Origin of the sequence: Pontibacter saemangeumensis (assembly GCF_039541895.1) — a bacterium.
Classification (GTDB): Bacteria; Bacteroidota; Bacteroidia; order Cytophagales; family Hymenobacteraceae; genus Pontibacter; species Pontibacter saemangeumensis.
This window is the reverse complement of the sequence record NZ_BAABHC010000003.1, coordinates 59,846-73,802: the sequence shown is the minus strand read 5'-3', so window position 1 is coordinate 73,802 and position 13,957 is coordinate 59,846. Positions and strand designations below refer to the sequence as shown.

Annotated in this window: 11 protein-coding genes; 5 read left to right on the top strand and 6 right to left on the bottom strand. The window is 50.9% G+C overall.

Annotated features, from left to right (window positions below; translation table 11 throughout):
• Positions 1-51: 51 nt before the first annotated feature.
• The 3 genes from ABD920_RS04090 to ABD920_RS04080 all read right to left on the bottom strand — a co-directional run bounded on the left by ABD920_RS04090 (position 52) and on the right by ABD920_RS04080 (position 1,935).
• Positions 52-621: an anthranilate synthase component II gene (locus ABD920_RS04090; protein ID WP_345156982.1), complete on the bottom strand. Its 570-nt coding sequence runs from the start codon at positions 619-621 to the stop codon at positions 52-54.
• A gap of 204 nt (positions 622-825) precedes the next feature.
• On the bottom strand, positions 826-1,344 hold the full coding sequence (locus tag ABD920_RS04085) for a CvpA family protein (RefSeq protein ID WP_345156981.1): 519 nt from the start codon (positions 1,342-1,344) through the stop codon (positions 826-828).
• Between the two features lie 129 nt (positions 1,345-1,473).
• On the bottom strand, positions 1,474-1,935 hold the full coding sequence (locus ABD920_RS04080) for a GatB/YqeY domain-containing protein (protein ID WP_345156979.1): 462 nt from the start codon (positions 1,933-1,935) through the stop codon (positions 1,474-1,476).
• 178 nt (positions 1,936-2,113) lie between these two features.
• Between ABD920_RS04080 and ABD920_RS04075 the strand changes: the two genes are divergently transcribed.
• The 5 genes from ABD920_RS04075 to ABD920_RS04055 all read left to right on the top strand — a co-directional run bounded on the left by ABD920_RS04075 (position 2,114) and on the right by ABD920_RS04055 (position 6,717).
• The gene (locus tag ABD920_RS04075; RefSeq protein ID WP_345156977.1) at positions 2,114-2,827 is read left to right on the top strand and encodes a pyridoxine 5'-phosphate synthase; all 714 of its coding nucleotides are present in this window, start codon (positions 2,114-2,116) and stop codon (positions 2,825-2,827) included.
• 3 nt (positions 2,828-2,830) lie between these two features.
• Entirely contained in the window at positions 2,831-3,865 is a 1,035-nt protein-coding gene (gene mnmH, locus ABD920_RS04070) for a tRNA 2-selenouridine(34) synthase MnmH (RefSeq protein WP_345156976.1), read from the top strand.
• Positions 3,862-4,914, top strand: coding sequence for a selenide, water dikinase SelD (selD, locus tag ABD920_RS04065; protein WP_345156975.1), 1,053 nt, complete (start codon positions 3,862-3,864; stop codon positions 4,912-4,914). The genes mnmH and selD overlap by 4 nt, the downstream gene beginning before the upstream one ends.
• 92 nt (positions 4,915-5,006) lie before the next feature.
• Entirely contained in the window at positions 5,007-5,774 is a 768-nt protein-coding gene (locus ABD920_RS04060; protein WP_345156974.1) for an alpha/beta fold hydrolase, read from the top strand.
• Positions 5,775-6,000: 226 nt separating this feature from the next.
• A complete protein-coding gene (locus ABD920_RS04055; RefSeq protein ID WP_345156973.1) occupies positions 6,001-6,717 on the top strand; it encodes an SAM-dependent methyltransferase in 717 nt (238 codons plus the stop codon).
• A gap of 231 nt (positions 6,718-6,948) precedes the next feature.
• Here the strand turns inward: ABD920_RS04055 and ABD920_RS04050 are convergent, their stop codons facing one another.
• The 3 genes from ABD920_RS04050 to ABD920_RS04040 form a co-directional block, all read right to left on the bottom strand.
• On the bottom strand, positions 6,949-8,442 hold the full coding sequence (locus ABD920_RS04050; RefSeq protein WP_345156971.1) for a SusD/RagB family nutrient-binding outer membrane lipoprotein: 1,494 nt from the start codon (positions 8,440-8,442) through the stop codon (positions 6,949-6,951).
• Positions 8,443-8,474: 32 nt separating this feature from the next.
• A complete protein-coding gene (locus ABD920_RS04045; protein ID WP_345157110.1) occupies positions 8,475-11,624 on the bottom strand; it encodes a SusC/RagA family TonB-linked outer membrane protein in 3,150 nt (1,049 codons plus the stop codon).
• 1,536 nt (positions 11,625-13,160) lie between these two features.
• On the bottom strand, positions 13,161-13,943 hold the full coding sequence (locus ABD920_RS04040) for a hypothetical protein (RefSeq protein WP_345156970.1): 783 nt from the start codon (positions 13,941-13,943) through the stop codon (positions 13,161-13,163).
• Positions 13,944-13,957 lie beyond the last annotated feature (14 nt).

Below are 13,957 nucleotides of genomic sequence, written 5' to 3'. Positions count from 1 at the left end.
GTAGCGTCAAATCTTATTGAAAGAAACGTATTCTTGCGGTATACGGTCAATTTACGGTGCAATATTAGCAATAGTAAGCCAATTTCGGAGCATGTGCAAACCATATGTCGTTAATGCTGCCTCCGGGTGAAACTGCAGCGCATACAGCGGCAGTGCCTTGTGCCGGAACGCCATCAACTCCCCTTCCTGCGTGTGCGCCAGCGGCAGAATGCTTTCCGGCGTGTGCCGCAGCACCAGGGAATGGTAACGCACGACAGGCATCTTTTGTGGCAACCCCTCAAAAATCGGGTCAGGCGCACATATGATTTCGGATATTTTACCGTGCATGGGCTTCAGGCCCTTTTCCAGCGTGGCCCCGAAAAACTCTCCCAGCGCCTGGTGGCCCAGGCATATGCCCAGCATCGGCACCTGCGCATGATAGTGATGGATAACCTCCAGCATCGACCCTGCTCCCTGCGGTGTGCCCGGTCCCGGCGAAAGCACGATGGCCTCTACTGGCAAACGCTGTATGTCCTGCAGGGGCACATCGTTCCGCGCCACGTTCGCCGTCACTCCCAGTTGCCCGAAGTAATCCACCAGGTTGTAGGTGAACGAGTCGAAATTGTCGAGCAGGAGCAACATGGGGAGAGTTTAGGAGTTAGAGAGTTTGGGGGTTAGAAAGTTAAAGAGATTAGAAAGATTGAGAGTTATATAATTTATGGGCGGTAGCTATATATATAATAGTACCTGTCAAATAGAGTTAGTTTCAGTAGAGCTGAGATTGTCCTTAATTGATGGCTTCTTCTTCACAAGCCCTCTTTAACCTAACCCACTAACTTTCTAACTCTAAAAATGATGCTTCAGCGAGGTAATCAGGGCCTTTACGAAGGGGAGCACGTAGCTCAGGATGTCCAGCGCATAGGGGGTGCTTTTGAGCACCACGGGGTACACCATCGATGCCGTGGCTGTCTCGGACGACACGCTGATGCCGGCCATATCAGACACGTACAGCAGCAGGCTCAGCGCCAGGCACCACTTCAGCGCGCCCAGCACGGCCCCCAGGAAATTGTCGAAGAACCCGAACGGGGTGAAGTCGATGACCTTCTTGAGCAGCAGCCCCCCAAGGTGGATGAGCAGGATAATGCCCACGAACACGATCAGGAACGTGACATAGGGGAGCAAACCATGCGCATCGCCCACGAAGCCTTCCATCATGGGCAGGGCGGTGTCCAGCAGTTTGAGGCCGCCCAGGATGGCCAGCACCAGCGCCACCAACGATACAAGTTCCAGCAGGAGGCCTTTCCGGAAGCCCTGAAAAGCGCCATAGGCAATCGGGATTGCCAGGAAAAAATCGAACGTACTCATGATAAATGAAAAGCGACAGGATGAAGGCACAAGATACTATAATCCCGCACTCGCCGCCATTATATCCTGATTACTTTAAAGGCCTTCCGGCTAGTGCTGTCAAACAGCTTGTGCCGGAAGGCTCTCAATTTAAAAATCGGTGTTGTTCAGCAGGCTGCCGACAGCGCTGGAAATGGCCCTTCCGTCTGCCTGACCGGCCAGCTCTTTGGAGGCCACGCCCATTACTTTGCCCATATCGGACGGACCGGTGGCCCCCACACGCTGTATAATCTCCAGCAACCGTGTGCGCAGGTCGCCCTCGTCCAACTGCTGCGGCAGGTACTCCTCTATCACAGCCAGTTCGGCCAGTTCCACTTCCTCTAAATCGGTGCGGCCCTGCTCCGCGTAAAGAATGGCTGACTCGCGGCGCTGCTTGGCGGCTTTCGTCAGCAGCTTCATTTCGGTGTCGGTGGAGATACCCTCGGTGCCGCCTTTCTCTGTTTCGGCGAGCAGTATTTGTGACTTGATGCTGCGAAGCGCCTGCAAACGCCCTTTTTCTTTGGCCAGCATGGCTTGCTTAATGTCCGCATCGATGCGTTCTTTTAAAGTCATAGTTTTTTATTGATGATGAGTGATAGGTTATGATTCGCTGCGGTTTACGCCGCACGTGCTCCCGTATACGGGACTGTGCCCGCAGCCACAGGCAAGCATCTTAAACAAAATTCCGTTAATTTAGTCATTCGTATACACAAGGCAGGAAAACAGCCCCTGCGGCACAATTTATATATCCATGACGAAACTGAGTGTAAATATAAACAAAATAGCCACGCTACGGAACGCCCGCGGCGGCGACAGGCCAAATGTGGTGCAAGTCGCCAAAGACTGCGAGCGGTTCGGGGCGCAGGGCATCACCGTGCACCCGCGCCCCGACGAGCGCCATATCCGCTACCGCGATGTGTATGACCTGAAAGAGATCGTGACCACGGAGTTCAACATCGAGGGAAATCCCACCCCCGACTTTATCAAGCTGGTGAAGGACGTGAAGCCAGAGCAGGTAACGCTGGTGCCGGATGCACCCGACGCCATCACCTCCAACGCCGGCTGGGACACTATCAGGCACAAGGATTTCCTGACGCAGACCATCCTGGAGCTGAAGGAGCACGGCACGCGCGTCTCCATCTTCGTGGACCCGAAAGAGGAAATGGTGGAGGGCGCCGCACTGGTGGAAACCGATCGGATTGAGTTATATACCGAGGCCTACGCCAAAGGCTATCACGCCAACCGCGAGCAGGCCATCGCGCCCTATATCAAAGCCGCCCACAAGGCGCAGGCGCTCGGGCTGGGCATCAACGCCGGCCACGACCTGGACCTCGACAACCTGAAATACCTGAAAAACAACCTGCCGGGGCTGGCAGAGGTAAGCATTGGCCACGCCCTGATCTGCGATGCGCTGTATTTTGGGCTGGAGAACACCATCCAGCTGTACCTGCGCCAGTTAAAATAGCCCATGGTGAACACGATATCCATCGAGGAATTTGTACAGAAGGCGGCCACGTTGCCGGTGCTCGACGTGCGGGCACCCAAAGAATACGAGGTGGGCCATATCCCGCAGGCGCACTCGTTCCCCATTTTTGATGATGCCCAGCGGGCCGTGATCGGCACCGCCTACAAGCAGCAGGGCCACGACCCGGCAGTGCTCCTGGGCCTCGATTTGTTCGGGCCGAAGATGTCGGGGTTTGTGAAGCAGGCGGGCAAGCTGGCGAAAGACAAGGAACTGCTGGTGCACTGCTGGCGCGGCGGCATGCGCAGCAGCGCCATGGCGTGGCTGCTTAACTTCTCCGGCTACAACGTGCACCTGCTGCAGGGCGGCTACAAAGCTTACCGCCACCTGATGCAGGAGCAGTTCCAGAAGCCGTGGCCCCTACTGGTGATCGGCGGCCTGACCGGCAGCGGTAAAACAGATCTGCTCCCGCACCTGCAGCAACTGGGGCAGCAAATAGTTGATTTGGAAGAACTGGCGAACCACAAGGGCTCCGCATTCGGGAGCATCGGGATGCCGCCACAGCCCAGCACAGAGCACTTCGAGAACTTACTGGGCATGGAGCTGTTGAAGCTGAACGAGCGGCAGGCACTATGGCTGGAGGATGAGAGCATCACGATCGGCCGCGTGGTGATGCCCAAGCCTCTCTACGACCGGATGCAGGAATCGCCGACGGTTGTGCTGGAGCTGCCGAAGCAACTGCGCGTGCAGAAACTGGCCGAGGAATACTGCCGCACCGACAAGGCGCTGCTGGAGGCCTCCATCCTGAAGATCAAGAAAAGGCTGGGCGGCCTGGCCACCAAAGAGGCGCTGGAGGCCATTGCTTCCGGCGATATGGAGAAAATGGTGGAGATCGCCCTCACCTATTACGACAAAGCCTATACCTATGAGTTGGCAAGGAAGCAGCAGGTGCTGCCCCTTCCGCTGGACGGCATCGACCCGGCGGAAAATGCGCAGCGGGTACTGGCCTTTGCCCAACAGCATAACTTACTTTATATATGAACGAGACAGCAGAACAACCCATACGCCTTACCCAGTACAGCCACGGCGCCGGCTGCGGCTGCAAAATCGCGCCGAAAGTGCTCGACGCCATCCTGCACACCGACATCACGTACCCGGAGAACAAGAACCTGCTGGTCGGCAACAGCTCCCGCGACGATGCCGCGGTATATGACATCGGCAACGGCCGCGCCGCCATCAGCACCACCGACTTTTTCATGCCGATCGTGGACGACGCCTACGACTTCGGCCGCATTGCCTCCGCCAACGCTATTTCGGATGTATATGCCATGGGCGGCACGCCCATGATGGCGATTGCCGTGCTGGGCTGGCCCATCGATAAGCTGGCCCCGGAGGTGGCCAAGCGCGTGATCGAGGGCAGCCGCAGCATCTGCCACGAAGCCGGCATCCCGCTGGCGGGCGGCCACAGCATCGACAGCCCCGAGCCCATTTTCGGGCTGGCGGTAACGGGCATGGTGGACATCGTAAACCTGAAGCAGAACGACACCGCCACCGCCGGCTGCGAGCTTTACCTCACCAAACCGCTGGGTGTGGGCATGCTGACGACCGCCCAAAAAAAAGGCATCCTGAAGCCGGAACATGCCCAGCTTGCGCCGCAGCAGATGATGCAGCTGAACAAAATCGGCGCCGACCTCGGGCGGCTGCCACAGGTGAAAGCCATGACCGACGTGACCGGCTTCGGCCTGCTGGGCCACCTCTCCGAGATGTGCGAAGGCAGCCGCCTGGCGGCGGATATATACTTCGACAAAGTGCCTGCGCTGCCAGAGGCGCTGGAGTATATGGCGCAAAAAGCCATACCAGGCGGCACGCACCGCAACTTCGACAGCTACGGCCATAAGATAGCCGACCTCACGCCGGAGCAGAAACACCTGCTCTGCGACCCACAGACCAGCGGCGGCCTTTTGGTGGCCGTTGACCCGGCAGGCCGGGAGGAGGTGCTGACTGTGTTTGAGCAGTATGGCCTGCACCTGCAGCCCTTCGGCGTGCTGAAGGAGCGGGACGCGGCGGAGAAACTGATACAAGTGCTGTAAGGGATGCTGGAGTTTTGGGTGCATAAAGTTCGTCGCCTCCCGCCCTCTCTCCGTAAGCACAGTTTATATATAGATTACCGACACCAGACCATATGAAACTACACTATAAAGAAATGGGCCACGGACAGCCGCTGCTGATCCTGCATGGCCTTTTTGGCACCCTGGACAACTGGCAAACGCTGGCAAACCGCTTCGCGGAGCACTACAACGTTTTCCTGGTGGACCTCCGCAACCACGGCCGCTCCCCACACGCCGACGAGCAGGACTACGACCTGATGGCCGCCGATGTGCTGGAACTGGTGGATGCGCTGCAAATACCCACCCCGGCCATCATGGGCCATTCGATGGGCGGGAAAGTGGCGATGAAATACGCGCTTAACTACCCTACCCGTATCACAAAACTCATCGTGGTAGACATCGCGCCGAAGGCTTACCCGCCGCACCACGACGAGATCATAGATGCCTTGCAAGCTGTGAAGTTGGAAGGGGTGACGAGCCGGAGCGACATCGACGCCCAGCTCTCCGAGCATATAAAGGAAGAGTACGTGCGACTGTTCCTGATGAAGAACCTGTACCGCAAGGAGGACAAGTCGTTTGCCTGGCGCATGAACATTGACGCCCTCGCCAACAACTACGACAACATCAGCGCCGCCATTACCGCTGATGTCCCTTTCAAGAAGAGCACGCTTTTCATCAAGGGCGGCAAGTCGAACTACATAAAGCCGGAGGACGTGTATGGCAGCATCGAGCGCCTGTTCACGTTGGTGGAGGTAGAGACCATACCAGAGGCGGGCCATTGGGTACACGCCCAAGCCCCGGACAAGGTATATGACCTGGTGACGACCTTTCTGGAGCACTAAGGGGTTTAGAATAGGGTGCTGCTGGAACGGCCACAACGTGGCTTCTATATATACCTTTTATATATAGCTTTGGGATGGCGTTCAGCTTCAGCCGCTTACTTTCCGCAGCGCTATATATAGAGCACAGGCTGCTGCTATTACAGTACCTGGCTTATCAAGAGCTGCCTCAGGGATGCCCGGGGCAGCTTTTTACTTTTCTCTAAGTTATCTTTTATAAACTTGCAGCATGATCAAACCCGGTACTTTATATCTCATTCCCACCGTTCTGGCTGATGGCACCGCAGACAAGGTGATATCCCCGCAAGTGTTGGAGACCGTGCGGCACCTACAGTATTTTATCGTGGAAAACCTGCGCACCGCTCGTCGCTTTGTGAAAAGCATCTGCCCGGAGCTGGTGATAGAGGAGCTAACCTTTGTGCAGGTGGACAAAGATGCCACCCCGGCGCAGGTGCAGGCGTCGCTGAAGCCGCTGCTGGACGAGGGGAAAGACGCGGGCATTATATCGGAGGCAGGCTGCCCCGGTGTGGCAGACCCCGGCGCGGAGGTGGTGAAGCTTGCGCATCAGAAAAACATCCGGGTCGTGCCCTTTGCCGGCCCGTCGGCCATCCTGCTGAGCCTGATGGCCAGTGGCTTCAACGGGCAGCGGTTCGCTTTCCACGGCTACCTCCCCATCGAGAAGCGGGACCGCACACAAACGCTGCGCCACCTGGAGAAGGAGATGCAGCAGCACAGCCAGACGCAGATCTTCATGGAGACGCCTTACCGCAACAACAAGCTGCTCGAGGACCTGGTGCAGACGCTTCACCCGGAAACAAGGCTGTGCATCGCCGCCAACATCACCTCTCCTGAGCACGAGTTCATCCAGACCAAAACCATACAGCAGTGGCGAGGCAAGCTCCCGGATATACACAAGCAACCGGCGGTATTTCTGATCTATAAGTAGACCCGCAGGAGGTCTATTGTTGCTAATTTTATTTTGGCCCTATATCTCCTGCAGCCTGGTATCAGTACTCTATATATAGGTCGTGTATTATCCAACCTGAAAAATAATCACAGCTTCCATTCCATATTCAGCCATAAAATAAATGGCTCCCGGTAACCGGGAGCCATTTATTTTACTTAAGCGGGACTAATTTCTTAGCCGCCAGCCATTATATGATGTTGATATCACAAACTAGTCTACATCCCACCATGGCTTGGCACCAAGGCTGTTTGTACCACCTACCGCTTGCACGGCGGCGTTGTAGTTACTTTCGTTGAGTGATGCCTCGGTAACTGGGTAGCTCATACGGAACGGAACTAGGGTAACATCGGGGTCAACTGAACCGCCGGCTGGAGCTACAAAGATTTCCTCTCCTGTATAAGGGTCTTCGAAGTCCAGTCGAAGGCGCTCTAACCAAGCCTGAATGCCCTGACCGTACATCGCGATCCATTTCTGAGAACCGATAGCGTCTTTGGCAGTTTCCAGGTCACCACCCACATAAGGCACTTCCGCCAGGTAGGCCTGGTACTGTGCATCACTCAGTCCGGCTGCCTCAAAAGAAGCCTCGATACCAGCATTGTAGTGTTCTTCGGCAGTACCATCTACACCAGCTATTCCGCGGGCTGCTATTTCAGCCAGCATGAACTCAACCTCTGCGTAATCAAGTATCACGGTAGGAGCAGTCTCGCCGATAGCGTAATCGCTAGGCAAGCTTACTACTTTTGGATCTCCGTTAGAGTTGCCGTCACCTGCTTCAAGGCCGTATACTTCACCTACATAGCTGTCTGTAGTCCCTAACAACGGATCGGCGTACACCATCAGGCGAGGGTCGTCATACTTTTGCAGATACTCCACAAACGGCTCAGACATAGAGAAGTCAATTCTTGTTTTGAAAGCCTCTGCCAGTGGGTTGTTGTTTGGTGCTCCCGGTATCCAACGGAACAAGGCACTTTCTGCATTAGAAGAGATAAGCCCCCCGTTGCTTGGGTCAAGTGACTTTGCGATCGCTTCAGTTGCTGCACCTGGGTTTGCATCTATCATGCGTAACGCGATGCGCAAGCGAAGAGAGTTTGCAAACTTTTTCCACATCGCCACATCACCGCCATATACCAGGTCGCCGTTGCCAAAGCCAGGGTTGGCCTCATCCAAAATGGCGACTTGTGCATCAAGCGTGCTTAGCAGACCCAGGTACACCTCTTCACCGGTGTCATACTTAGGCGTCGCGATCTCATCATTCAGGGCCTCTGAGTAAGGAATAGGACCGCCATATATATCCGTGAGGTAGTGGTAAGTAAGCACCTTGAAAATCTCCGCGATGGCAATACGGTTCTCGTAACCTACCACCTGGTTCTCTGCCTCAATCGCTTGGGCGGCAACAAGTTCTCTCAGTACATCTGCATAGAAAGTGTTCCACATGGTCTGGTTTACGCCCTCCCGTATTTGGTAGCGGCTTTCATCAGTGTACTGGGTTGAGGACCAGTACTGGGCATAGTACATACCCATCCGGCCGTTGTTCCACTCATCCCCGATGTTATCGGCAAAGTTGTATTGCGCGGTTGCCAATAGTTGCGCCGATGTCGCGTTTGCAGGCTGGTTCGGGCTCACGTTCATCTCCTCGAAGTCTTCGGTACATGACACCGTAGTGAGAAGTGCCGCCCCGAAAAGTAGCTTGTTATATAATTTCATATATATTCTATTTTAAAACTTTGGTTAATTAATTACAGTCCCAGCGTTAATGTAAATCCATAAGAACGAACGGACGGTAAGGCACCACCTTCAATACCCTGCACGTTGGTGATAGAGTTCGTGATGTTAGATGGGTCTACGTGCTTAGAATTAGAGTCAATCAACCACAGGTTTCTGCCTACAAATGCTAATCTCACGCTGTTGAAAGGCGTTTTGCCTGTCAGGCTGGTTGGCAGGCTGTAGCCTAAACTGGCCTCACGCAGGTACACATAGCTGGCGTCAACTATATCAACAGCATGTACTCTGTAGCCTCCGTTGGCATAGAAATAAGTTTCTGCATCGATGGCATTGGTGTTAGGTGTGCCATCTTCCAGAACGCCCGGTGCCACGATGCCCTCCTCACGAATGTTTCCTTCAGCAGTCTCTTCCAGCATACCGGAATAACGACCCCACATCTGCGTAGTTGAGAAGAAGTCGCCACCTTTCTGGAAGTCAATAAGAGCGGAAAGCGTCAGGCCTTTGTAACGAAAAGAGTTGGTTACGCCGCCGGTAAAGTCTGGCAATATAGAGCCTATCACACCTTGCTCCGCAGAGCGGGCATAAGTACCATTCTCCAGCACAATCTTCTCCCCTGCATCATTGTATCTGAAGTCGTAACCGATGATTGAGCCAAACGACTCTCCCTCACGTGCCTCAAGACGAACGGCAAAAGGAGCATTTGTGATAACCATGGTATTCTGATCTTCTGTAAGCTCAATAATTTTGTTTTGGTTCTTCGCCCAGTTCACATTGATATCCCAGCTAAAATCGCTTGTTTTTACTGGTGTACCATACAGGTTCACTTCAAAACCTTTGTTCTCTACCTCACCCGCGTTGATGTAACGGAAAGTATATCCGGTGGCAGCAGAAAGGCTAAGCGGGATAATCTGGTTTTCTGTGATTCTGTTGTAATAAGTAGCGTTCAGGCCTAATCTATCGTCGAATACGCGCCACTCAGTACCAAACTCATATTCTGTAGAGATCTCTGGCTTCAGTTCTGCATTAGGCAATGTATTTGGCACAGATACTCTTGAGTCGGATCCGAATGGCTGACGTAGCTGGTAAGTGAGGATAGTGTTATAAGGATCCGTGTCGTTACCAACCTGCGCGACCGCTGCACGCACTTTTGCCATGTTCAGCCAAGGAGCGTCGATCAGCTCTGTAAACACATAAGAAAGTGATGCTGCAGGATAGAAATAGGAGTTCTCACCTTCTGGCAAAGTTGAAGACCAGTCGTTACGGGCGCTCAGGTCTAAGAACACCTGATCTTGGAAACCTAAGGAAGCACTGGCAAACACCGAGTTGATCTGCTTCTCTGTTTTTATGTCAGTTATATCTGGGCGACCGATAGAAGCACCAAGGTTATATACCTCTGAGCTCAAACCATCCACTGTAGAACCGGAGAAGATGTCGCGCTTACGGGTCATTCTGTTACCTCCAACAAACGCGTTCAACGAGAAGCTCTCTGAAAGATCTTTATTGAAGTTCAATAAACCCTGGATGTTGTTCTCCATGAAGTCTATCTTATATAGGGTATAGTCAGATATCTCCTGCGAACCTGGAGCAATACGTTCCTCCTGTGTCTCAGAATACGTATCTGTTGACACGCGTACATCTGCGCTCAGGTAATCAGTAAGCTTGTAGTTAGCGTTCACGTTTCCGAATATGCGGTCCCTGCTATCGCTCTGGTAGTTTCTGTAGCGCACCCAGTAAGGGTTGTTAGAATACTTCGGAGCCGGGTTGTCCCAGGCTGTACGGTTCCAGGTCAGTTGCGTACCGTCAGGGAGCATGTAGTTTTTCGCTCTGTCTGTATCCAGTTGTCTCTGGCCCCACTGAGTGAACTGCTGCAGTACGTTGCTGCCATCGTAACCAGTACCTGGTCGGCCTACTGCCTCGTGTGTGATGTAGTTAGCGCTGGCAGACACATTCAGTTTCTCTGACAGGTTATAAGCACCGTTAAAGCTGATGTTGTGGCGTGTCAGCTCTGAGTTAGGAAGGATAGAGCTCTGATCGAGGTTGGAGTAGGATAAACGGAAAGAACCTTTTTCATTAGATCCGTCCACGGCAACAGAGTTTGTCAGCGTAGTTCCTGTCTCGAAGAAGTCCCGGATGTTATCCGGCTTTGCTTCCCATCTGGCAAGTTCACCAAAGTTAGGGTTGCCCAGTTCCTGGTCCCAGCTCCAGTAAGGGCGGTATAGCTGTCCTTCAAAGGCAGGTCCCCAAGACTCATCCACATCATAATCCGGAATCAGGTCGTAGCTTCCCTTTCCATCGTTGTCGTTGTAGGCACCGTCTCTTCCTTCAGGGAAAGCCTCAGGGTTCTCATCCTTGTAGATTTTCGAGAGTTCGTAACCACCGCCATACTTGTTCTGGTACTTAGGCAGGACTGAAACTTTGTCTAAGGTCAGACCAAGGGTGTAAGTAACACCCAAGCCACCTTTAGTATTACCCTTTTTCGTAGTGATTACAATCACACCGTTGGCACCGCGGCTACCGTAAAGTGATGTAGCGGCCGCACCTTTCAGCACCGTAACCTCTGCAATATCGTTTGGGTTGATGTCCTGAATGGCACTACCGTAATCGTAACCACCGGCACCACGCTGCTGATCAGTAGAGTTAGTGTTAGAGTTCTCGATCGGCACACCATCCACCACGAAAAGGGCGTTGTTGTTGCCGCTGATAGAGCTGACACCTCTCATAGTAACTCTTGCAGAACCACCCATGGCACCGGAGTTGGTACCTACCTGCACACCGGCAACTCTACCGGAAAGGGAGTTTACTATGTTTGTTTCGCGCACCTGGTTTAGTTCTTCGCCGCTAACTGTCTGAGAAGAATAACCAATTGATTTCTCTTCTCTGGCAATACCGAGGGCAGTTACTACCACCTCGCTTAGTTGCTCAGCGTCTGTAGCCAAGGTCACATCTATGTTACTGGCATTGCCTACAGGGCGTTCTACTGTAGTGTAGCCAATAAAGCGGAATTCCAAAGTACTGCTCGCATCAGGAACATTAATAGAGTATTCACCGCTAACACCAGTCGTGGCACCTACTGTAGTTCCTTTTACAATAACAGCAACTCCAGGAAGCCCCTGCCCAGTCGCCTGGTCAGTTACTGTACCCGTTACTGTTCTGCTCTGAGCCATCGCCTGCTGTAGCAGGACGGAGATCAGAAAGAAGCACAACATTAAAGCTTTTCTCATTGTGTTGTTTGTTTAAGTGAGTGTTTGATAAAAATTTAACATGTATAATAATTCAAGTGAAAAAGACCTTTGGCAGGCCCGACCTGGGAGTGATTAACAAAAATCCGTAGTTTTCAGTGTGACTATATGGCACCCCATATCTGGACTTCAGTACCTGACTATGCCATAATGCTAAACTGGCGGAGTTATAAATTGCACCGCGCCGGGAAGCAGTCGGCCTTGCAGGATATTGGCTACAGGAGGGGGAGAACCAAGGCACTGCGAGTGTCCTTGGCCATAACGGTAACAGGAATGTGTGCCCGTAGCCAGTCACAAAGGACGCCTTTTAAAAAAGAGCTTTTTATAACTGTAAATAGATAAAGTTGACTTTGATATGTAGTTTTTAAAAGTAATTTTCTCCTCATATACTTACGCCTTAGCCAAAATTTACATCAAGTTTATTTAAATTAGTTGATATTAACAAATAATTAATGTGCTTATGCATACCTTTTTTATTCGTTTTACTCCCTTTCAGCGTCTCAACATTTTATGAAACAGATATTTACTTTTTCATAGATTTCAACAGATTTTTTAACCTTAATCATTAATGCAAAAGAATCTTCCTTACCTAAATACTTCTGCAAAAAAACAACGCTTTTATTGCCACCATTCTATAAGCAATCTTTTGTTATGACTGCTGAGGTTTGGTACTTAAAATTTAGGCGGCAAAATATTTTTTCTCACAGGCACATAGATAAAACCCCTGTGAGTCCGAATGTTTCTGCCTTTGTTTCAATTATACAAAGCAATAACAATAGTGTAGAATTACCAAGGGTAAACTCATCACATATTCATATGCTTTTGAGGATAATAACATTAGTTATAGACAGTGACATAACTTCATGCAGAAGAAAAACCAGCTTCTTATTACTTTGACCAGTTATAGGCTGGCTTTCCAGCAATAGTTTATGTCATGCACTATAATAAATTATAGAAAACTAAAGCCTATGTCTAAAGGCTACAACCACATCAGTATAGTCCAAAAATTAAGTCATAAATTTCAACACCAAGAATTAAGAGCGCTTCATATATTATATTATATTATATTATATCCTTGATTTGATAAAATCTTAGAATCGATAAGCACCTGTGATTTATAAATACGCATCATTTTAATTATATGTTAATTAAATTAACAATTATATCACTTAAGTATTGACTAATTATCAATATTTAAGTGATATAATTGATTTATCAAATAGTTGCTATAATGGCACTGCGTTTAGGTTTCATGAAGACAGCGTTTATTATATATAAAATCTAGCCTCGTCCTGCTTTGCTTACCAATGCAAAGGGTAGTGATACCTAACAAGTATTTATTGTATGCTATATATATGATTATGAAGTAGTTTAAAGCCTTACAGGCAGTTGATATGAATTTCAATTATATGTGCCAGTATAGAAAGCATCACCACCTATATAGGCGCGAATTTCTTTGCTTTAAAGCGCATTGTAGTAAGAAACGAGCTTCACGAGATCTTCCTGCTGCTTGAACTTAATGTTGTTTTCCTTCACAAATTTTTCAACTTGCTGCTGTTTGTCAAAAAACTGAAAGTTATCCTTCTTATTGTTGCTGATTTCATAGAGTTCTTTCTCAGCAGCGCGCCTCACAAAAAAAGCTTCTTTCTTGACGATGCGGTCCTTCTTTACCCCGGCATTTAGCGCCACATTGTAGTTGGCCCTAAGCACAGAGGTCTCCACCTGGCGGTATAAGTTTACCGGTCCCTCTACAAGAACTTCCAAAAAACCGGGATACGGGGTTCTCCCATCGGTGAAGCCAGCGTTAACAGAATTCAAATAGATTTTTTTCCCTGCCAGCGGGTCGTCAATCTCAAACGCCAGCACAGACACCCCGCTGATGGCATCAAAGTTTTCCGGACCTTCTGCAGAGGCAGAGTCGTTGCGCAGCAGGAACTGATTCTGCTCTATATCATACTTCATGTGCTGGTTTTCAAGTTTCCGGTTGAACGTGAGGTACAGGTTTGCCTTCTCCCAATCCTCATTCAGGAAAGTGTTTCCGATGACCATTGGCTCATTTAAGTCTACTTCATCTGCCGGAACAGAACGAAATTGACCAAGGCCATCCCCAACAAAACCTCGCAACTCCCCTATATAGGTAGGAAGTTGTTTTGTAGCCGAGGAAGCCGCCTGCGCTGCGGCGCTGTCTGTCGCCCCGAAGAGACAGCATAATAAGAAAAGGGAAGGAAGAATACACGTTTTCATAATCGTACTTGCTT

Bases quoted from the DNA above. Each gene is read 5' to 3' on its own strand.
- ABD920_RS04040 (WP_345156970.1), bottom strand. From the start codon at position 13,943: ATGAAAACGTGTATTCTTCCTTCCCTTTTCTTATTATGCTGTCTCTTC.
- ABD920_RS04090 (WP_345156982.1), bottom strand. From the start codon at position 621: ATGTTGCTCCTGCTCGACAATTTCGACTCGTTCACCTACAACCTGGTG.
- ABD920_RS04055 (WP_345156973.1), top strand. From the start codon at position 6,001: ATGATCAAACCCGGTACTTTATATCTCATTCCCACCGTTCTGGCTGAT.
- ABD920_RS04060 (WP_345156974.1), top strand. From the start codon at position 5,007: ATGAAACTACACTATAAAGAAATGGGCCACGGACAGCCGCTGCTGATC.
- ABD920_RS04080 (WP_345156979.1), bottom strand. From the start codon at position 1,935: ATGACTTTAAAAGAACGCATCGATGCGGACATTAAGCAAGCCATGCTG.
- ABD920_RS04075 (WP_345156977.1), top strand. From the start codon at position 2,114: ATGACGAAACTGAGTGTAAATATAAACAAAATAGCCACGCTACGGAAC.
- ABD920_RS04085 (WP_345156981.1), bottom strand. From the start codon at position 1,344: ATGAGTACGTTCGATTTTTTCCTGGCAATCCCGATTGCCTATGGCGCT.
- ABD920_RS04045 (WP_345157110.1), bottom strand. From the start codon at position 11,624: ATGGCTCAGAGCAGAACAGTAACGGGTACAGTAACTGACCAGGCGACT.
- selD (WP_345156975.1), top strand. From the start codon at position 3,862: ATGAACGAGACAGCAGAACAACCCATACGCCTTACCCAGTACAGCCAC.
- ABD920_RS04050 (WP_345156971.1), bottom strand. From the start codon at position 8,442: ATGAAATTATATAACAAGCTACTTTTCGGGGCGGCACTTCTCACTACG.
- mnmH (WP_345156976.1), top strand. From the start codon at position 2,831: ATGGTGAACACGATATCCATCGAGGAATTTGTACAGAAGGCGGCCACG.